The organism is Streptomyces sp. NPDC048288 (assembly GCF_043201555.1).
Classification (GTDB): domain Bacteria; phylum Actinomycetota; class Actinomycetes; order Streptomycetales; family Streptomycetaceae; genus Streptomyces.
Genome location: NZ_JBICZD010000013.1, coordinates 219,466 through 239,434, shown reverse-complemented (window position 1 = coordinate 239,434; position 19,969 = coordinate 219,466). Strand labels below are relative to the sequence as shown.

The window sequence follows — 19,969 nt, the reverse complement described above, 5'->3', positions numbered from 1 at the left end:
GCGGGTGCGTTGCGTTGGCGTTGGATACCCCGTCGTGACGACGGTAGCGCAGGCCACGGCTCACGTCGGCCGGCACACCAGCGGGTAACGCGTCTCCGAGCAGGGCCGGTTGCCGTACTCGCGCAGGATGTCCTTGCCGCCCTGGTCGGTGAGGTAGCGCAGGAAGGCCGCGGCGATGGACCCGGCGGGCGGTTCGCCGAACGTGTAGGCGTACTCGGTCTGCCAGTACGGGTACGTTCCGTGCTCGACGCCTTCGAGGCTGGGCGGCATGCCGTCGATGTCCAGTTTGACGAGGTCGGCGGAGGTGACCCCGGCCGCCTCGCTGTAGCCGAGGGCGCCGCTCTGGCGGGCCACGGTGTCCAGCATGGTGTCGGTGCTGTCGACCTCGCAGACGCCGGCCCGGGTGGGGACCAGGGACGCGCAGTCGCCGCTGCCGGACGCGGGCACCGGCCTGCCCGCGAGGACGCGCTTCTCCAGGGCGCCCCGGGTGCCGGAGTCGGAGTAGCGGTTGATCAGGTGGATGGGGAGCTTGGCGCCGCCGACCACCGACCAGTCGGTGATCTTCCGGGCGTAGATGTCGCGGATCTGCCCGAGGGTGAGGTTGCCGACGTGCGCGTCCTTGTTCACGACGAGGGTGAACAGGGAGTAGACCACCGGCCGCGGCAGGTCCTGGGCGTGGCCCTCGCCGGCCGGGCCGTCGGTGAAGGTGATGTGGTCGCCGAGTCCGTCGTTGCCGGAGATCCGGGCGTCGTCGCCCGCCTTCTCCAGGGTGGTCAGGCCCACCCCGCTGCCCCGGAAGGTGCCGTCGTCGACGGGGATGCTCGCCCCCTTGGCCGAGCACAGCTGGGTGTACTTCCGCGCGGCCTTCGTCACCGCGGGGGCGAAGGCCGTGGAGCCCGACAGGTGCAGGGTGCCGCCGACGCAGTCCAGCGGGGCGGGCTTGGCGGGCCAGAAGAGGGTGAGGCTCGCCTGGAGGAGGACGGCCACGGCGAGCAGGCTCATGAAGAGCTTCGCCGGCCGGGAGGCGAAGGTGTGGCTCTCGGTGTGAGCGGGCTTGAGCCGGGTGAACCAGCGGACCCAGGCGAAGGACCGGTTGTTGTCCCCGATCAGGTCGGCCCGGAACTCCGGTTCCAGGAAGCGGGAGTGCGGGATCCCGGACTGGCGTTCGAGCACTGCCAGCACCTTGTAGTGGGCACCGCGGTTCAGCGTGACCTTGGGCAGCTGGAGGACGCTGGAACCGTTCTCCTCGCTGATCCCGAAGCCGTTGCTCTCGGCGTCGCCGTCGGTGGCGGTGAAGAAGGTGAGCAGCGAGGACGGGTTGAGTTCGGTCACCGCCATGCCGACCACCCGGCGGTCCTTGAAGACGACCCGGATACCGGTCTGGCTGTTGCGGGGAGCCAGGTAGTTCTCGGGCTCGATCGGCCGCCAGCCGGCGTTCTCGATCCGGATCAGGACGAACGACGGCTCCGTCAGCGGCGTGCCGTCGTCGTGGGTGGCGGCCAGTACGTCGGCGCCCGGCGCGTGGGCGACGTCCGTGGCGAGCGTGTCCATCTGGAGGCGGTAGCCGAGCCGCTTGCGGCGGATGACCACGAACTCCCACACGAACGCCAGCACGGGGATCGCGACGCTGAGCATCGCGACGACATTGTTGAAGTCGAGCTCGGAACCGAACAGTCTCACGGCCGCATCCCCCGAATCCCCTTGGCTCCTCGCGCAGTCGACCTGGCACGGGTGGTCAGGGAGCCCAGGGTGACGAGTGGTTGCCGAGCGTTGCCACAGTTGCCGCGATCCTCCCGACGAAGTTCATGTGGTGGCCATCTACGAAACGTCCCGTTCTCCGGGTCGCTGTCCTCTCCACAGAACGGCCGGGGACCTTTGATCCCGGTCCCCGCCCCGCACCCGCTACCGTGGGTCGGATGAGCAACCCGGCCACCCCGCCGCGTTCCCTCGCGGAGGCGCTTCGCGCCAGGGACGACGCTTCCCTGGCCGTACTGCTGCGCGCCCGCCCCGACCTCATCACCCCCGTCCCCACCGACCTCACCCAGCTGGCCACCCGGGCCGGCACCCGGGCCTCGGTGCTGCGCGCCCTGGAGCGCCTGGACCGGTTCGCCCTGCAGACGGCGGAGGCGCTGGCGGTGGCCGGCGACCCGGCGTCGTACCGGGAGCTGCTGGGGCTGATGGCCGGCGACGACGGGGACCCGGCGGTCGTCGCGGCCCTGCCGCGCGCGCTGGGCGCGCTCCGGAACCAGGCGCTGGTGTGGGGGGACGACGACCGGCTGCGGCTGGTGCGGACCGCGCGGGAGGTGCTCGCGCCGTCCCCGCAGTACCCGTCGCCGACCGGTCTCGGCCCGACCGTGCGGGAGGCGACCTCGGGCATGTCGCCGGGCCGGATCCAGGAGATCGTCGCCGACGCCGGGCTGCCCTCGACGCATGACCCGGTGTCCGCCGTGGACGCGCTCACCAAGCTGTTCGGGCACCGGAAGAAGATGGCCGGACTGCTCGCCACCGCGCCCGCCGAGTCCCGGGAGGTCCTGGGCCGGCTGGTCTGGGGGCCGCCGTACGGCCAGGTCACCCCGGAACCGGCCGCCCATCTGCGCTGGCTCCTGGACCGCGGCCTGCTGCTGCCCACCGCGCCCGGCACGGTCGTGCTGCCCCGCGAGGTCGCCCTGCATCTGCGCGGGGGCCGCGCCCACCGCGAGCCGGAGCCGGTGCCGCCCGCCGTGGAGGCGGCGGCCACCCACCGTCCACAGGTTGTGGACGCGACGGCGGCCGGGCAGGCGTACACCGCGCTGGCGACCGTCGAGGAGCTGCTGAAGGACTGGGACGAGGGCGGCCCGGCCGTGCTCCGGGCCGGCGGGCTCAGCGTCCGGGACCTGAAGCGGACCGCCGTCGCCCTGGACGTGCCCGAGCCGATCGCCGCCTTCTGGGTGGAGCTGGCCTACGCGGCCGGGCTGCTCGCCTCCGACGGCGAGGCCGACGAACGCTACGCGGCCACCCCCGCCTACGACGAGTGGCTGGACCGCCCGCCGGGCGAACGCTGGGCCCAGCTGGCGTCGGCCTGGCTCACCGCGACCCGCACCTGCGGCCTGGTCGGCGGCCGGGACGCCAAGGACCGCGCCCTCTCGGCGCTCGGCCCGGGCCTGGACCGCTCGGCCGCGCCGGAGGTACGACACCGGGTGCTGACCCTCCTCGCCGCGCTCCCGGAGGGCACCGCCCCGGCCGCCGAGTCGGTACTGGCCCGGCTGCGCTGGGAACGCCCACTGCGCGGCCCGCAGCAGCGCGACGACGACCTGCGCAGCCGGCTGGCCCGCTGGACCCTGACCGAGGCCGAACTGCTCGGCGTGACGGGCCGCGGGGCGCTGTCGGCCCACGGCCACACCCTGCTCGGCGCACCCCCGGCGGAGAAGGGGCCCGCGAAGGGGCAGGAGAAGGCCCGGGAGAAGGCGCAGGGTCAGGAGCCCTCGGGTCCCGGTCCCGGTCTCGGTCCCGGGGACAAGCTGCCCGTGCATCACCACCATCCCGACCATCCCGCCGCCGTCCTCGAACCCCTCTCCCCGCCCGAGCAGGCCGTCGCCGCCGCGGCCGCCGGCCGGCTGCTCGCCCCGCTGCTCCCCGAACCCCTGGACCACGTGCTGCTCCAGGCGGACCTGACGGCGGTCGCCCCGGGCCCGCTGCGCCGCCCGCTCGCCGACGCGCTGGGCGTCCTGGCCGACGTCGAGTCGAAGGGCGGCGCGACGGTCTACCGCTTCACGCCCGCCTCGGTCCGCCGCGCCCTGGACGCCGGCCGTACCGCGACCGACCTGCACGCCTTCCTCACCACTCACTCCCGCACGCCGGTCCCGCAGCCGCTCGCCTACCTGATCGACGACGTGGCCCGCAGGCACGGCCATCTGCGGGTGGGCGCGGCCTCGGCGTACGTCCGCTGCGACGACGACACGGTCCTCAACGAGATCATGGCCGACAAGCGCGCCGCCGCCCTGCGCCTGCGCCGCCTCGCCCCGACGGTGCTGGCCACCCAGGCCGACCCGGCCACCCTCCTGGAGGGCCTGCGCGCGATGGGCTACGCGCCCGCCGCCGAGTCCGCCGAGGGCGATGTCCTGATCACCCGCGCGCACGCCCACCGCACCCCGCCGCGCACCGCCCCCGAGCCGGTCCCGGACGGCCCGCCGACCCCGGACACCACTCTCCTGGCGGCGGCGATCCGCGCGATCCGCGCCGGCGACCTGGCCGCCACCACCCCACGCAAGCCGGCCGGCACCGCCGCCCGGGGCGGCGAACTCCCCCGCACCACCGCTGCCGAGACCCTCGCCACCATGCAGGCCGCCGTCCTCACCGGCGACACCCTCTGGATCGGCTACGTCAACGCCGAGGGCACCGCCAGCCAGCGCGTCATCGCCCCCATCCGCGTCGAGGGCGGCTTCGTCACGGCCTACGACCACACCGCCGACGAGGTACGCACCTACCCCCTGCACCGGGTGACAGGAGTGGCGGAACTCGCGGAGGACTGACCGGTTCTGCGGTTCGGCAGCGCCCCGAAAGGGGCGCGGGAAACTGCGCGACCAGCCACGGCGGCGCCGCAGACGAAAGACGGCACATCGCGAAACATCTCGGCGCTTCCAGCGGAGCGCTTGGCGCCCGGGGCAACCAGTTGATCATGTTGCAGGGCTCGCACACGCGTGCGTCACTGGCCTAGAAACAGCCAATACATCCCTTTTTGGGAGGACTTGGAATGGTTGACCTTTCCACTTCACGGGGTTCCACGGTCGCCGTCTGGTCGGATTTCTGCGCCATCGCACCCAGCCCGGAACTGCGCGGCCGGATGCTCCAGGAACTGGAGCGGCTGCGCGGCGAATCGGACGTGGCGAGCCTGCTCCGGCCCGGCGGCAACCCCCGGAAGTTCGGCTACGGCGACGGCACCATCATCCCGGCCGGCGAATTCCCCCCGGGCACACCGCACGAGGCGATCCGCACCGCGGCCGCCCACCGCGCCCCGCTGACCGGCGCGATACGGGTCGTCGTCGTCCTCGCGGACTTCGCGGACAAGCCGATGACCGAGAGCAACGAGCACTTCGAGAAGCTGTTCTTCTCGGTCGGCGAACTCCCCAACGGCAGCGTCCGCGACTACTACCGGGAGGTGACGCACGGCCTGGTCGACATCGTCGGCGAGGTCATCGGCCCGGTCCGGATGCCGCAGAAGCTGTCCTGGTACGCCAACAACAACTACGGCATCGGCAAGCCGTCGGGTGAGGCCCGCGCGCAGATCCTGGCCCGGGACGCCGCCGTCGGCGCCGACCCGCTCGTCAACTACGCGCCGTACGACAACGACGGCAACGGCTTCGTGGACGCCTTCATCGTCGTGCACTCCGGCCAGGGCGGCGAGGCCACCGGCCACCGCGGGGACCTCTGGTCCCACAAGTGGGTCCTGCCGAGCGCGTACAACGCCGACGGCGCCCGGATCTACGGCTACCTCACCATCCCCGAGGACGCCAGGATCGGCGTCTGCGCCCACGAGTTGGGCCATCTGCTGTTCGGCTTCCCCGACCTGTACGACGTCGACGGGTCGTCCGAGGGGGTCGGCAACTGGTGCCTGATGGGCGCCGGTTCGTGGGGTGGCGGCGGTGACGTCCCGACGCATCCCTCCGCGTGGTGCAAGGTCCAGCAGGGCTGGGCCAGGGCGGTCAACGTCACCAGCGACGGGATGCTCTCCGTCCCCGACGTCAAGAACGGCTTCGAGGCGTTCCGGATGTGGACCGACGGCCTGCCCGGCAAGGAGTACTTCCTGGTCGAGAACCGCCAGCAGACCGGGTACGACCGTTCGCTGCCCGCCCCCGGCATGCTGATCTGGCACATCGACGAGGCCCGGCCGGACAACACGGACGAGGACCACTACATGGTGGGCCTGGTCCAGGCGGACGACCAGCGCGACCTGGAATCGGCCGTCAACCGCGGCGACGGCGGCGACACCTACCCCGGGAGTACGGGCAACAGCTCGTTCACCGCGGCGAGCAAGCCCGCCTCGCACTCGTACGCCGGCGCGCCGACCGGGATCTCCGTCACGGACATCTCGGCGCCCTCCGCCACGATGACCGCCATGGTGTCGGTCTCGACGGCCGGTGCCGTACGCGCGCCCGCCCCCGCCATGGCCCGCCGGGACACCGAGGACGTGCCCGGACTGGTCCAGACGATCCACGACCTCCAGGACCGGCTGGCCGCCCTGGAGCAGGCCGTGGTGCCCTGGGCCGGCGCCGAGGCCTACCTGGAGCAGGCCGCGCTGCGGCCCGAGCTCAGGGGCGCGACGGGCGGCCCGGACCCGCTCCTCAAGGCCGGCAACGGACACGGCGGGCACGGCGGCCACGGCGGGCACCGGCACGAGGGCCCGCACCACCGGTGACCGCCGGCCATGGCGCAGGTCGTCGAGAACCGCACCGACCTGACCGCACGGCTGGTCGGCACCGCACCCCATCCGCGGCTGGCGGGCTGGGACCGCGCGGAGGTGGACGTGCTCGCCGCTGAGCCGGTGGCCGGCTACGCCGACCTGCTGTCGGGCGAGGTCGGACAGCGCCTGCCGCTCGCCGTGCCCAGCGCGCTCCTGGCGGACGTGGCCCCCGGATCCACCCTCCACGTCCGGGCCCGGCTGGCCGCCCCCGGCGAGGCGATGACCGAGAAGAGCCCCACTCCGGGCACCTTCACCGTCGAACCGCCGGGGTGATCCACCGCACCTCCCGCCGCATCTCCCGGGGGACCGGCCGACCACGGCCGGTCCCCCTCCGGCCGTCTCCTGCCTCCCGCGACCTCGCCCCTCGCCCCTAGCAGTCGCGCACCGGTGCGTCCGCCGGCAGGCCGAAGTGGGCGCGGGCCGCGGTCCGCAGGCCGGCGGACTCCATCGGCCGGTCGATACGGGACTCGGCGTAGGGACTGAAGTGGTCCTCGTTCCATTCGGCGTAGCCCGCGCCGTCCGGCGCCTCCGCCTCGGAGACGACACGGAAGCCGCCGTCCGCCGTGTCCCGCCGCAGCCGCACCACCTGGGCGATCTGCGCGCCGCTGCACTCCACCAGGGCACCGTCCCGCACCCCGTACTCCAGGCACAGGGTGTCGACGCCGGCGTGCACCTGCCCCCCGCTCTCCAGCAGGTCCAGGGCCTCCGCCCGGCAGAACCAGCGCGATTTGAGCGCGGGCACGGTCTCCCCGTACCCGGTTCCGGCGGCCTGGGTCACGAGCCGGGCCTCGATCGCGGGACGCACCTCGGCCCAGAGACCGGCGTCCACGGCACTCGACCCGCGTGCCCAGGCCCCGGCCGTCACCAGCACCGCCACCGCCCCGGCGCCGGTCACCCAGATGCGTACGGACGTCACCGCACCCCTCCTCACCGGACCACGCGCACTGCGCGGCCTCCCCCGGACATGACACCCGAAACGGGCTCAGGGTTGCACCGGACGATCAGGAGCCTGTCGAAGCCGGTCACCGGCGGTGCACGTTCCATCGAGCGCCGCCGGTGATCGCTCGCACATGAGGCACACTGGAACTTTGGCCCGTGACGATGGCCGCCACGGCGATGGCCGCACGGGCCGAAGGGAAAGGGTGCCGCGCGTGAATGGTCCTCTGATCGTCCAGTCCGACAAGACGCTGCTCCTGGAAGTCGACCACGAGCGGGCCGACGAGTGCCGTCGGGCGATCGCGCCCTTCGCCGAGCTGGAGCGGGCGCCGGAGCACATCCACACCTACCGGGTGACCCCGCTGGGCCTGTGGAACGCGCGGGCGGCCGGACACGACGCCGAGCAGGTCGTGGACGCGCTGGTGGAGTACAGCCGCTATCCGGTGCCGCACGCGCTGCTGGTGGACATCGCCGAGACGATGGACCGCTACGGCCGGCTGACGCTCAGCAAGCACCCGGCGCACGGGCTGGTGCTGACCACCACCGACCGTCCGGTGCTGGAGGAGATCCTGCGCTCCAAGCGGGTCACCCCGCTGGTCGGCGCCCGGATCGACCCCGACACCGTCGCCGTGCACCCCTCCGAGCGCGGGCAGATCAAGCAGACCCTGCTGAAGCTGGGCTGGCCCGCCGAGGACCTCGCCGGGTACGTGGACGGCGAGGCGCACCCGATCGAGCTCGCCGAGGACGGCTGGGCGCTGCGGCCGTACCAGAAGCAGGCCGTGGAGAACTTCTGGCACGGCGGGAGCGGTGTCGTGGTCCTGCCCTGCGGGGCCGGCAAGACCCTGGTCGGGGCCGGGTCCATGGCGCAGGCCAAGTCGACCACCCTGATCCTCGTCACCAACACCGTCTCCGCGCGGCAGTGGAAGCACGAGCTGGTGAAGCGAACCAGCCTCACCGAGGACGAGATCGGCGAGTACAGCGGGACCCGGAAGGAGATCCGGCCCGTCACCATCGCCACCTACCAGGTGCTCACCACCCGGCGGAAGGGCGTCTACCCGCATCTCGAACTCTTCGACTCCCGGGACTGGGGTCTGATCGTCTACGACGAGGTGCATCTGCTGCCGGCTCCTGTCTTCAAGTTCACCGCCGATCTGCAGGCGCGCCGGCGGCTGGGGCTGACGGCCACCCTCGTGCGCGAGGACGGCCGGGAATCGGACGTGTTCTCCCTCATCGGGCCCAAGCGCTTCGACGCTCCCTGGAAGGAGATCGAGGCGCAGGGCTACATCGCGCCCGCCGACTGTGTCGAGGTGCGGGTGAACCTCACGGACTCCGAGCGGCTGGCGTACGCCACCGCCGAGACCGAGGAGAAGTACCGCTTCTGTGCGACCACCGCGACCAAGCGGAAGGTCACGGAGGCGCTCGTGAAGCGCTTCGCGGGCCAGCAGATCCTGGTCATCGGCCAGTACATCGACCAGCTCGACGAACTGGGCGAGCACCTGAACGCCCCCGTCATCAAGGGCGAGACCTCCAACGCCCAGCGCGAGAAGCTCTTCGACGCCTTCCGCGAGGGCGAGATCAGCGTGCTGGTCGTGTCGAAGGTCGCCAACTTCTCCATCGACCTGCCGGAGGCGACGGTCGCCATCCAGGTCTCCGGCACCTTCGGCTCCCGCCAGGAGGAGGCCCAGCGGCTGGGCCGCGTCCTGCGCCCGAAGGCCGACGGCCACCAGGCCCACTTCTACTCCGTCGTCGCCCGCGACACGATCGACCAGGACTTCGCCGCCCACCGTCAGCGCTTCCTGGCGGAGCAGGGCTACGCCTACCGGATCATGGACGCCGACGAGATCCTGGCGGACGGCTGAGCACCGCCGTCGCGCAAGGTGCGGCCGTGCCGTCGTAGGGCGAGGGCCGCACCCGCCAGCAGCGCCAGCCCGAGCAGCGGGTACGGCGACGCGAGCGGCTGCTGCCACCACGGGAAGTGGAGGTCCCGGTCGCCCGCGTGGGGCAGCAGCCACATGGTGCGGGCGGTGAAGAGGGCCGCGGTGGTGAGGGCGAGGTACGGCCGGCCGGCCGCCAGGAGCACCGCGAGCAGGGGCACGCACCACACCCAGTGGTGGGACCAGCTGATCGGGCAGACCAGCAGGGCCGTGAACGCGGTGAGCGGGATGCCCCAGCGGTCCCCGTCCCCATGGCGGGCGCGGGTCGCCAGCCACAGGCCCGCCGCCGCCAGCCCGGCCGCCGGGAGCACCCAGGCCGGTCCCGGGGTCTCCGTGCCCGACGCCCTGGCGATCAGCCCCTGGAGCGACTGGTTGTCGACGATCCACGCCTTGCCGACCCGGTCCGTCTCGAACAGGCGCCGGGTCCAGAAGTCCGCGGTGGCCGAGGGGAGCAGAAGGGCCCCGAGCAGGGCCGTGCCCAGGAAGGACGCCGTCGCGACGCCTGCCTCCTTTCTGCGTGCGGTGAGGAAGAGATAGGCGATGAAGATCGCCGGGGTGAGTTTGACGCCCGCCGCGATCCCCAGGGCCAGCCCCTTGGCGCGGGCGCCGGGCGGGCGGGTGAGGTCCCAGAGGACCAGGCAGGCGACCGCGAGGTTGATCTGGCCGAAGAGGAGCGTCTGGAAGACGGGCTCCAGCCAGAGGGCGAGGGCGGTGGCCGCGCACAGCGCCGGGAGGGGCAGCGGGCGCCCGGCCAGGCGGGCGGAGAGGGCGACGAGCCGGGCGAGCAGGAGCGCGTTGCCCGCGAGGAACGCCACCTTCAGGGCCGGGACGGGGATCCAGGTCATCGGGACGAACAGGACCGCCGCGAAGGGCGGATACGTCGCCGGCAGCCGCCACTCGGTGACCGTGAAGCCGTACAGATCACCACCGTGGACCACGGCCTCGCCCTCGGCCCGGTAGACCAGCAGGTCGGCCATCGGGGCGTGCAGGAGGAGGCAGAGGGCGGCGAAGGAGAGGAGAGAGACCGCCAGGAGGGAGAGGGACAGCAGGAGGGGGATGGAGGGTAAGAGGGGGGATGAGGATGACGTCACCGTCCGCTTCGGCACGGAGGCGACCCTATGCCGTTACTTGTGGCGTATGCCCGCTTCCTCGCCGTACTCGCCGAGAAGGACGACGCTGACCGCCGCGCCCACGAAGACCTTGACGGCACGCAGGGCGTCGCCCAGACGGTGGTGGGGGACTCCGTCCACGGCTGTGGCACCGGGGGGACGGCTGGGGGCTGGTGTGATGGTTGCTGCGCTCATGCCTCAATAGTGGAACTTCGGGCATACCGACGGCATCGGTCCACGGGTCCAATTTCCGGTATCCACCCGTCCACCCTCGGATGGACCCCCGCCCCTACCTCCGACCGGCCTCCAGGGTGACGCTCCCCCTAGGGGACTCCCCGTGGACCCCAGTGGCCCCCCGTGGACTCCCGTGGACTCCCCGGGCGCTCCGGCGGGACACGGCGCGCGGCGGACCCGGCGGCCGGCCGGGGGAAAATCCATTGGCCTCCCCCACCCCCGCCTCACTAGAATCTCCGCTCTTGCCCGCCTCCGTACCCGGAGTGCCGCCGGCCGGACGGAAACCGGTCGGCTGATCGCCACCCGTGCGCCATCCACACCACAGCGCCGTCCACCCGCAGGCCTTCGGAGGCACCCCCTTGTCCACGCCCGCCCACGACCAGCCGACGGACGTACCCGACGCACCCGACGTACCCGCACCCGCCGACCCCCTCTCCCGCGAGCGCACCCACCTGGCCTCCTCCCGGTCCGCCCTGCGCGCCATGCGCGAGGACGTCGAGTCGCTGGACATCCGCGACGTCACCGCGAACTGGGTCAACGCCGAGGTGCTGGCCCGCCAGATCGAGGAGCGCATCAAGGCGCTGGCCGACCTGAGCGACACGCCCCTCTTCTTCGGCCGCCTCGACTACCTGCACGCCCCCGGCGCCGACCAGGCCGAGGGCGCGTACGGGGAGCGTTTCTACATCGGGCGCCGGCACGTCCACGACCACGACGGCGATCCGATGGTCATCGACTGGCGGGCGCCGGTCTCGCAGCCGTTCTACCGGGCGTCCAAGAAGGACCCGATGGACATCGCGCTGCGCCGCCGCTTCGGATACACCCGCGGCGACATCACGGCGTACGAGGACGAGCACCTGTCCGACCCGGCGGAGGCGGCCCGCACCAGCAAGCTGCTCCAGCAGGAGATCGAGCGGCCGCGTGTCGGCCCGATGCGTGACATCGTCGCGACCATCCAGCCCGAGCAGGACGAGATCGTGCGCAGCGGGCTGGGCGGCACCGTCTGCGTCCAGGGCGGCCCGGGGACCGGGAAGACGGCCGTCGGCCTGCACCGGGTGGCCTACCTCCTGTACGCCCACCGGGAGCGGCTGGCCCGCACGGGCACCCTCGTCATCGGCCCGAACCGCTCCTTCCTGCACTACATCGAGCAGGTACTCCCGGCCCTGGGCGAGCTGACCGTGCAGCAGGCGACGGTGGACGACCTGGTGGCGCGCGGCGTGGACATCCGGGGCACCGACGACGCGCCCGCCGCGGTCATCAAGGGCGACGCGCGGATGGCGGAGGTCCTGCATCGGGCCGTCCAGGCGCATGTCACCCTGCCCACCGAGCCGGTCGTGGTGGTCCGCGGCTCCCGGCGCTGGCGGGTCCCGGCGTACGAACTGCAGGACATCGTCCGCGAGTTGCTGGACCGGGGCATCCGGTACGGCGCCGCGCGCGAGGCCCTGCCGCAGCGCATCGCGCACGCCGTGCTGGTCCAGATGGAACGGTCGGGAGAGGCCCCCGACGACCGGGTGCAGGACTCGGTGGCGCGCAACGCGGCGGTGAAGGCGGCCGTGAAGCAGGTCTGGCCGCCGGTCGACCCGGCGAAGCTCGTGCTGCGGCTGCTCACGGACGCGGACTTCCTCGCGGAGCACGCCGCCGGGATCCTCGACGAGGAGGAGCAGAAGACGATCGTCTGGGCGAAGCCGGTGCGGTCGGTGAAGGCGGCCAGGTGGTCGGCGGCGGACGCCGTGCTGATCGACGAGACGACGGACCTCGTCCAGCGCACCCACTCCCTCGGCCATGTGGTCCTGGACGAGGCGCAGGACCTGTCCCCCATGCAGTACCGCGCGGTCGGCCGCCGCTGCACCACCGGCTCGGCGACCGTCCTCGGCGACCTGGCGCAGGGCACCACGCCCTGGGCGACCAGGAGTTGGGACGAGGCCCTGTCCCACCTCGGCAAGTCGGACGGCGTGATCGAGGAACTGACGGCCGGTTTCCGCGTCCCGACCGACGTCATCACCTACGCCTCCCGCCTCCTCCCCCACATCGCGCCCGGCCTCACCCCGGTCGCCTCGGTCCGTGAGAACCCCGGTTTCTTCGCCCTCCGTCCCGTCACGGAGACCGCGGAAGTGGTCGCGGCGTGCGAGGAGTTGCTCCGCAACGAGGGCTCGACGGGCCTGATCGCGGCGGACGCCCGCGTCCCGGCGCTCGCCGAGGCACTCACCGCGGCCGGCATCGGCTTCCTGGCCCCCGGCGAGGAGACCACGGCCGACACCCGCCTCACCCTGGTCCCGGCGTCGCTGGCCAAGGGCCTGGAGTACGACTACGTGGTCCTCGACGAGCCCCAAGCCGTCGTCGACGGCGAACCGGACGAGCGCACGGGCCTGCGCCGCCTGTATGTGGCCCTGACCCGGGCCGTGTCCGGCCTGATCGTCACCCATACGGCCCCGCTGCCGCCGCAGCTGGCCTGACCCTCGGACAGCGGGCGTCCAGGCCGGTGTGGGTGAGCGGGGGCCGAGCACGCCCGCGCGGCGGAGCCGCACATCAATGCCGCCCCGTGCCCCCAGGCAGGTCCAGCGTGCGGCGCCACTCCCGTACCGCCGCCTCCGACACCGGCCCGGCCCAGCCCCCCGGCCGGGCCGCGCCGCCGATGTGGAAGGCGTCGATGCCGACCGCCCGCAGCTCGGGCACGTGGCCGAGTCGGAGCCCTCCGCCGACCAGGAGCGTCTGTCCGTATCCCGGCTCGCCGCAGCGCCTGGCCTCGGCCAGCAGGGTGGGCAGTCCCGCGTCCACGCCCTCGGCGGCACCGGCCGTGAGGTAGGTGTCCAGGCCCGGCAGGTCGGCGAGCTCCTTGCGCAGCGCGTCCCGGTCGGCGGCCCGGTCGATCGCGCGGTGGAAGGTCCAGCGGCAGCCGTCCACCGCGGCCACCACGCGCTCCACCGCGTCCAGGTCCACCCCGCCCCCCGCGTCGAGGAACCCGAGCACGAACTGGTCGGCACCCGCGCCCCGCAGCTCCCCGGCCACCCCCGCCAGCCGGTCGACGTCGCCCGCCGCGAACCCGTCGGCCAGTCGCAGCATCACGCGCAGGTCGATGTCGACGGCGGCCCGGATCGCGGTGAAGGTCCGGGGCGACGGGGTCAGCCCGTCGGCCGCCATGTCGGTGACCAGTTCGAGGCGGTCCGCGCCTCCGGCCTGGGCGGCGACCGCGTCCCCGGCGTCGAGGGCGATCACCTCCAGGACTGCACGCGTGCTCATAGGGCCCCTTCCATGGTGTTCCCCGTGTACCCCGGGCACGGCAGGCCGACGCCCACCCGACCTCAGGAGGTCTAGTCCAATCCAGGGTACGCGGGAACCACCGGCCCCCGCGAGACCGCCCCGGCCCCGCGACCGGCCCCACCCGCACAGTTCCAGCCGCCCCGCCCGCACCTTCGCCGGGATCGGCCGCCACCTCACCGCGCGCGGGACAATGACCCCATGGCCGACCTCGACGCCCTGCGCTCCCGCTGGCTCACCGCCTTCCTGATGTCCCGGGCGGACGACTCCTGCGCGGTCTCCCCGCACCGGTACGCCGACGAGCTGCTCCGCCGCTGGCAGGAGCCCCAGCGCCGCTACCACACGGTGGCCCACCTCACGGCGGTACTCGACCACATCGACGTACTGGAGGAGTACGCGGACGACCCGGCCCTGGTCCGGCTCGCCGCGTGGTTCCACGACGCGGTGTACCTGCCGGACCGGTCGACGAACGAGGAGCGCTCGGCCCGCCTCGCCGAACGCGCCCTCGCCGACACCGGGATCTCCGCGGCGGACGTCGCCGAGGTCGCGCGCCTCGTGCGGCTCACCGTCACCCACGACCCGGCCCCCGGCGACCGCAACGGCGAGGTGCTCTGCGACGCCGACCTCGCGATCCTCGCCGCCCCGCCCTCCGCGTACGCCGCCTACACCGCCGCCGTCCGCGAGGAGTACCACTTCGTCCCCAACGACGCCTTCCGCGAGGGCCGTTCCGCGATCCTGCGCCAACTGCTCGACCTGCCGCAGCTGTTCAGGACGCCCCACGGCCGGACCGAGTGGGAGCCGACCGCCCGCTACAACCTCGCGGCGGAGCTGGAAATGCTGTCGACCGCGGAGGATCCGGCGTCCTAGGGTGCCGCCCATGGCTGACATGGGCGGGGACCAGGTGGAAGAGGCCGTCGCGGGCTGCACGGCGGCCCTGCGGACGGCGGTGGACCGGAACTGGGCAGAGGTGCGGGCGGGGCGGCTGGACTGGAACTGCCACGAGACGGCGGTCCATGTCGCCGACGACCTCGTCGCCTACGCGGCGAATCTGGCCGGACGCGCCCAGGACGCGTACGTCCCCTTCGAGCTCAGGCTCGACGACGGCACCGACAACTCCGGTCTGCTGCACGTCATCGAGACCACCGGCGCCCTGCTCGCCGCGACCGTCCGCACCACCCCCCGCGAGGTCCGCGCCTTCCACCCGTACCCCTTCCGCAGCGCCGACCGGGTGGGCTTCGCCGCGATGGGCATCGCCGAAGTACTGCTCCACACCCACGACATGGCCACCGGCCTGGGCCTCCCCTACCGGCCCGCCGAGCAGCTCGCCGAGTCCGTCCTCGGCTGGCTGTTCCCGCACGTCCAGCCGGGCCCCGCCGCCTGGCCGACCCTGCTGTGGGCCACCGGCCGCGGCGAACTGCCCGGCCGCGCCCCGGTCACCGACTGGCGCTGGTACAACAACCTCGTCCTGCCCGCCGAACGCCTCGACCTCGTCGGCATCCGCCCCGCCGCCGCCCGCGACCTGCGGCTCGGCGGCGACGGCGGCTTCGACTGGATCGACGGCGGCCCCTACGAGGGCACCCGGGACGCCGCCGGCTTCCTGCTCAAGGCATACGAAGGGGGCGTGCACCGGCCGGAGTTCGGCGTCTTCGCCCTGGTCCGCCGGGAGGACGGCCGGGCGATCGGCGGCCTCGGCTTCCACTCCGCCCCGGACGGGGAGGGCCGCGTGGAGATCGGCTACGACCTGACCGAGGCCGCCCGCGGCCACGGCTACGCGACGGAGGCGCTGCGCACCCTCGCCGACTGGGCCCTGGCCCGCGACGACGTCCGCTCCCTCTTCGCCACCGTCGACACCGCCAACACGCCCTCCCAGGCGGTCGTCACCCGCGCCGGCTTCACCAAGGTGAGCGAGGACGAGGCGGGGCTGGCCTTCGAACTCCGGGCGGGCTAGCCAGGGTCACCGGGGACGCACCGTCACCGGGGCGCGTCGCTCTTGCGCCGGCGCAGCCCGGCACCGTGCAGCAGCCGCACCACCTCACGGCTGCTGACCTCCACCGCCCCGGCCGCGACCGCGTCCCCGTAACGGTGCGACGGGAGGTCGTAGTGGTCGCGTTCGAAGGCGCGGCGCGGGACGGCCAGCGCCTCGGCGAAGCCGTGCAGTTCGGCGTACGACACGTCGCTGACCAGGTGGGACCACATCCGGCCGTGGCCCGGCCAGTTCGGTGGGTCGATGTACACCGTCACGAGGAGGACATCCCGCCGGTGGCCCCGCTCAGGGCGCCGACCGAGGCGACCTTGACGCCCGCCTTGTGGCACACCCAATGCGGGTCGGGGCCGAGTTCCGGTTCGACGTCCAGCGCGTGCGGGTCGCCGGAGCCGCACACCGGGCACAGCGGCCAGCGGCCGTACCGCTCCAGCAGCGCGTCCTGCACGTCCTGCGCCACCAGCCCCGCCACGTACTCCGCGCCCTCCGGCCACTGCTCGACCCACCAGCGCCGCTGTACGACGGCGTCCTCGACCAGTGAGACCACGTCCGCCTCGGCGACCTCGCCCGCGACCAGATCGGCGAGCACGAGGGCGCGGGCTGCGTGCAACGCCTGTTCCAAGGGGCTTACGGGGTGCATGCTCCCATTGTGCGCGGTCTTGACCGGCCGACCGAAACGAAAATATCTTTCAAGGGTGACCGAGGACGTGAAGGAAATTTTCAGCACCCGCGGCAGCAGTGGTGGCAGCGGTGGTGCTCCGCCGGCTCCCGCCGCCCTCGCGGCCAAGGTGCGCACCCTCGCCCCCTCCATGACCCGCTCCATGCAGCGCGTCGCCGAGGCCGTCGCGGGCGACCCGGCCGGCTGCGCCGCCCTCACGGTCACCGGCCTCGCGGAACTCACCGGCACCAGCGAGGCGACCGTCGTCCGCACCGCCCGGCTGCTCGGCTACCCCGGCTACCGCGACCTGCGGCTCGCCCTCGCCGGGCTCGCCGCGCAGCAGCAGTCGGGGCGGGCGCCCGCGATCACCACCGACATCGCCGTCGACGACCCGATCGCCGACGTCGTCGCGAAACTCGCCTACGACGAACAGCAGACCCTCGCGGACACCGCCGCCGGTCTCGACACGGCGCAGCTGGGGGCCGCGGTGGGGGCGCTCGCCGGAGCGCGGCGGACGGACGTGTACGGCATCGGGGCGTCCGGGCTGGTCGCCCAGGACCTCACGCAGAAGCTGCTGCGGATAGGGCTGATCGCGCACGCGCACAGCGATCCGCATCTCGCGGTGACGAACGCGGTGCAGTTGCGGGCCGGGGACGTGGCGATAGCCATCACGCACTCCGGGTCGACCGGGGATGTCATAGAGCCGTTGCGGGTGGCCTTCGAGCGGGGGGCGACGACCGTCGCGATCACCGGGCGGCCGAATTCGTCGGTGACGCAGTACGCGGATCACGTGCTGACGACGTCCACATCGCGGGAGAGCGAGCTGCGGCCCGCGGCGATGTCCTCGCGGACCAGTCAGTTGCTGGTCGTGGACTGTCTGTTCGTGGGGGTGGCGCAGCGGACGTACGAGGCGGCGGCTCCCGCGTTGGCGGCGTCCTACGAGGCGTTGGCTCATCGGCACCGGAGTTCGCCCCGATAGACCGTAGGGGGGTGCACTCCACCGAGTCAGAAAGAGCCGTTTCCGAATGACTACCGAACGACACTCGCTCCGCACCGAGCTCGAAACGCTCACCACCGAAGCGTTCCGGCCCGAACTCGCCGAGATCGACACGCTCGCCACTCTCGACATCGCCCGTCTCATGAACGGCGAGGACGCCGGAGTGGCCGCCGCGGTCGCTCTCCGCCTTCCCGAGATCTCCGCCGCCATCGACGGCATCGCCGCCCGGATGGCCCAGGGCGGCCGGCTGGTGTACGCCGGGGCGGGCACCGCGGGGCGGCTCGGGGTGCTCGACGCCTCCGAGTGTCCGCCCACCTTCAACACCGGGCCGGGTCAGGTCGTCGGGGTGATCGCGGGCGGGCCGGAGGCGATGGTCACGTCGGTGGAAGGGGCCGAGGACTCCGCGGAACTGGCCCGGAAGGACCTGGACGCGCTCGGCGTCGGACCGGGCGACTCGGTGGTCGGCATCTCGGCGTCCGGCCGGACCCCCTACGCCATCGGCGCCGTGGCGCACGCCCGCGCCCTCGGTGCCCTGACCGTCGGTCTGTCCTGCAACGAGGGCAGCGCGCTCGCGGCCGCCGCCGAGCACGGTATCGAGGTGGTCGTCGGCCCCGAGCTGCTCACCGGCTCCACCCGGCTCAAGGCCGGTACCGCCCAGAAGCTCGTCCTCAACATGCTGTCGACGATCACGATGATCCGGCTCGGCAAGACGTACGGGAACCTGATGGTCGACGTCCGCGCCTCGAACGCCAAGCTGCGGGCCCGTTCCCGGCGGATCGTCGCCCTCGCCACGGGCGCCTCGGACGAGGAGATCGAGGAGGCCCTCGGCGCCACCGGCGGCGAGGTGAAGAACGCCATCCTGGTGATCCTCGCCGGTGTCGACGGGCCCTTGGCCGCCCGCCTTCTGGAGGAGTCCGGCGGCCGGCTGCGCGCGGCGCTCACCACGGCGGGCGGCTGACCCGCACGCTCGGGGGGTGCAGAGATCGCCGTACGACACCGCCACCGCGCTGCTGCCGCTCGTCGGCGGGCCCGCGAACGTCACCTCCGTCGCCCACTGCATGACCCGGCTGCGGCTGAGCGTCGCCGACCGGGAGCGGGTCGACACGGAGGCGGTGCGGGCGGTGCCCGGGGTGCTGGGGCTGGTGGCCGACGGAGACACCCTCCAGGTGGTGATCGGGCCGGGCGCGGTGGTGGCAGTGACCGCCGAGTTCGAAACACTCCTCGGCACGGCCGGGACTACCCACCGCGCACCGGGCCAGCCCGCTCCGGGCGGCCCCCGGTCTGCCGACAGCGCGGGGCTCGCCGTGCGTGGTGCCGAGCTGAAGGCGGCCCGTGCGCGGCGCAACGCGACCCCCCTCAAGACGGCGCTCCGCCGGATCGCCGACGTCTTCGTCCCGCTCATCCCGGCCCTGATCGGCTGCGGGGTGCTCGCCGGGTTCAACGGGCTCCTGGTGAACGCCGGCTGGCTGCCCTGGCTCACCCCCGCCCTCGCCGCCATCGCCTCCGGCTTCATGGCGCTGATCAGCGTCTTCGTCGGCTACAACACGGCGAAGGTGTTCGGCGGGACACCGGTGCTGGGCGGTGCGGTCGCGGCGATCGTCGTCTATCCGGGCGTGGCGAAGGTGACGGCCTTCGGGGTCGCCCTCTCCCCCGGCCAGGGCGGCGTGCTGGGCGCGCTGGCGGCGGCGCTGCTCGCCGTCGGCGTCGAACGGTGGTGCCGCGGCCGGGTCCCGGACGCCCTCGACGTCCTGCTCACCCCCACCGTCACCGTCCTGGTCGCCGGACTGGCCACCCTCTACGGCCTCATGTACGCCGCCGGCGTCGTCTCCACCGCCATCGGCACCGCCGCGAACTGGCTGCTCGCCACCACCGGCCCGCTCGCCGGCCTGGTCCTCGGCGGCCTCTTCCTCCCCCTCGTCATGCTGGGCCTGCACCAGGCCCTGATCCCCATCCACACCACCCTCATCCAGCAGCAGGGCTACACCGTGCTGCTCCCCCTCCTCGCCATGGCGGGCGCGGGCCAGGTCGGCGCCGCCCTCGCCGTCTACGCCCGCCTCCGCGACGACACGTCGATCCGTACGACGATCAGATCGGCGCTCCCCGCGGGCCTGCTGGGCGTCGGCGAGCCGCTCATCTACGGCGTCTCGCTCCCGCTCGGCCGCCCCTTCCTCACCGCCTGCGCGGGCGGGGCGGCCGGCGGGGCCTTCGTCGGGTTCTTCGCGGTGCTCGGCGACCGGGTGGGCGCGACGGCGATCGGGCCCTCGGGGTGGGCCCTGTTCCCGCTCCTCACGGGAAACAGGGGCCCGGCCCTCGCGGCGGCGGTCTACGCGGGCGGCCTGCTGACCGGCTACGCCGTCGGCTTCCTGGCCACCTACGTCAGCTTCGACGGCGGCGTGCCGAGCGACCCGTCACCTCGCCGATCCGGCTGACGG

Annotated in this window: 17 protein-coding genes; 10 read left to right on the top strand and 7 right to left on the bottom strand. The window is 73.3% G+C overall.

Translation table 11 applies throughout. The features are described 5' to 3' along the window. Positions 1–60 precede the first annotated feature (60 nt). Positions 61–1,680 (bottom strand): substrate-binding domain-containing protein, encoded by a 1,620-nt coding sequence (locus ACGFZS_RS38885; protein ID WP_393799061.1) that lies wholly within the window; start codon positions 1,678–1,680, stop codon positions 61–63. A gap of 236 nt (positions 1,681–1,916) precedes the next feature. On the opposite strand from ACGFZS_RS38885, the gene ACGFZS_RS38880 reads away from it, so the two are divergent. The 3 genes from ACGFZS_RS38880 (at position 1,917) to ACGFZS_RS38870 (ending at position 6,709) form a co-directional block, all read left to right on the top strand. After that, positions 1,917–4,508 carry a helicase-associated domain-containing protein gene (locus ACGFZS_RS38880; protein ID WP_393799060.1) on the top strand — a complete coding sequence of 864 codons (2,592 nt, stop codon included), beginning with the start codon at positions 1,917–1,919 and terminating at the stop codon, positions 4,506–4,508. A gap of 221 nt (positions 4,509–4,729) precedes the next feature. After that, positions 4,730–6,391: a M6 family metalloprotease domain-containing protein gene (locus ACGFZS_RS38875; protein ID WP_393799059.1), complete on the top strand. Its 1,662-nt coding sequence runs from the start codon at positions 4,730–4,732 to the stop codon at positions 6,389–6,391. Between the two features lie 9 nt (positions 6,392–6,400). After that, positions 6,401–6,709, top strand: coding sequence for a hypothetical protein (locus ACGFZS_RS38870; RefSeq protein WP_393799058.1), 309 nt, complete (start codon positions 6,401–6,403; stop codon positions 6,707–6,709). Positions 6,710–6,806: 97 nt separating this feature from the next. Here ACGFZS_RS38870 and ACGFZS_RS38865 read toward each other — a convergent pair whose 3' ends face one another. After that, positions 6,807–7,352 carry a hypothetical protein gene (locus tag ACGFZS_RS38865; protein WP_393799057.1) on the bottom strand — a complete coding sequence of 182 codons (546 nt, stop codon included), beginning with the start codon at positions 7,350–7,352 and terminating at the stop codon, positions 6,807–6,809. Between the two features lie 235 nt (positions 7,353–7,587). Here ACGFZS_RS38865 and ACGFZS_RS38860 point away from each other — a divergent pair, with 235 nt between their 5' ends. Next, a complete protein-coding gene (locus ACGFZS_RS38860) occupies positions 7,588–9,231 on the top strand; it encodes a DNA repair helicase XPB (RefSeq protein ID WP_365688388.1) in 1,644 nt (547 codons plus the stop codon). On the opposite strand, the gene ACGFZS_RS38855 is transcribed toward ACGFZS_RS38860, so the two are convergent. Beyond that, the gene (locus ACGFZS_RS38855; RefSeq protein WP_393799056.1) at positions 9,189–10,412 is read right to left on the bottom strand and encodes a glycosyltransferase 87 family protein; all 1,224 of its coding nucleotides are present in this window, start codon (positions 10,410–10,412) and stop codon (positions 9,189–9,191) included. The genes ACGFZS_RS38860 and ACGFZS_RS38855 overlap by 43 nt on opposite strands. 18 nt (positions 10,413–10,430) lie before the next feature. After that, a complete protein-coding gene (locus ACGFZS_RS38850; RefSeq protein WP_355709013.1) occupies positions 10,431–10,610 on the bottom strand; it encodes a hypothetical protein in 180 nt (59 codons plus the stop codon). A 398-nt stretch (positions 10,611–11,008) separates the two neighbouring features. On the opposite strand from ACGFZS_RS38850, the gene ACGFZS_RS38845 reads away from it, so the two are divergent. Continuing rightward, a complete protein-coding gene (locus ACGFZS_RS38845) occupies positions 11,009–13,099 on the top strand; it encodes a HelD family protein (RefSeq protein ID WP_393799055.1) in 2,091 nt (696 codons plus the stop codon). 73 nt (positions 13,100–13,172) lie between these two features. Here the strand turns inward: ACGFZS_RS38845 and ACGFZS_RS38840 are convergent, their stop codons facing one another. Next, positions 13,173–13,883 (bottom strand): copper homeostasis protein CutC, encoded by a 711-nt coding sequence (locus ACGFZS_RS38840; RefSeq protein WP_393799054.1) that lies wholly within the window; start codon positions 13,881–13,883, stop codon positions 13,173–13,175. Positions 13,884–14,102: 219 nt separating this feature from the next. Between ACGFZS_RS38840 and ACGFZS_RS38835 the strand changes: the two genes are divergently transcribed. Together ACGFZS_RS38835 and ACGFZS_RS38830 are read left to right on the top strand one after the other, a co-directional pair. Next, a complete protein-coding gene (locus ACGFZS_RS38835; protein WP_393799053.1) occupies positions 14,103–14,768 on the top strand; it encodes a hypothetical protein in 666 nt (221 codons plus the stop codon). Positions 14,769–14,778: 10 nt separating this feature from the next. Continuing rightward, a complete protein-coding gene (locus ACGFZS_RS38830) occupies positions 14,779–15,849 on the top strand; it encodes a GNAT family N-acetyltransferase (protein WP_393799052.1) in 1,071 nt (356 codons plus the stop codon). Between the two features lie 23 nt (positions 15,850–15,872). On the opposite strand, the gene ACGFZS_RS38825 is transcribed toward ACGFZS_RS38830, so the two are convergent. Together ACGFZS_RS38825 and ACGFZS_RS38820 are read right to left on the bottom strand one after the other, a co-directional pair. Further along, on the bottom strand, positions 15,873–16,142 hold the full coding sequence (locus tag ACGFZS_RS38825) for a DUF4031 domain-containing protein (RefSeq protein WP_393799051.1): 270 nt from the start codon (positions 16,140–16,142) through the stop codon (positions 15,873–15,875). Next, entirely contained in the window at positions 16,139–16,522 is a 384-nt protein-coding gene (locus tag ACGFZS_RS38820) for a hypothetical protein (RefSeq protein WP_393544003.1), read from the bottom strand. Before ACGFZS_RS38820 ends, ACGFZS_RS38825 begins: the two co-directional genes overlap by 4 nt. 55 nt (positions 16,523–16,577) lie before the next feature. On the opposite strand from ACGFZS_RS38820, the gene ACGFZS_RS38815 reads away from it, so the two are divergent. Genes ACGFZS_RS38815 through ACGFZS_RS38805 form a run of 3 tightly spaced genes read left to right on the top strand, consistent with a single transcriptional unit; the run spans position 16,578 to position 19,966 of the window. Then, positions 16,578–17,519: a MurR/RpiR family transcriptional regulator gene (locus ACGFZS_RS38815; protein ID WP_393799050.1), complete on the top strand. Its 942-nt coding sequence runs from the start codon at positions 16,578–16,580 to the stop codon at positions 17,517–17,519. 46 nt (positions 17,520–17,565) lie between these two features. After that, the gene (gene murQ / locus ACGFZS_RS38810) at positions 17,566–18,495 is read left to right on the top strand and encodes an N-acetylmuramic acid 6-phosphate etherase (protein ID WP_393799049.1); all 930 of its coding nucleotides are present in this window, start codon (positions 17,566–17,568) and stop codon (positions 18,493–18,495) included. A 16-nt stretch (positions 18,496–18,511) separates the two neighbouring features. After that, the gene (locus ACGFZS_RS38805) at positions 18,512–19,966 is read left to right on the top strand and encodes a PTS transporter subunit EIIC (protein WP_393799048.1); all 1,455 of its coding nucleotides are present in this window, start codon (positions 18,512–18,514) and stop codon (positions 19,964–19,966) included. Positions 19,967–19,969: the final 3 nt, after the last annotated feature.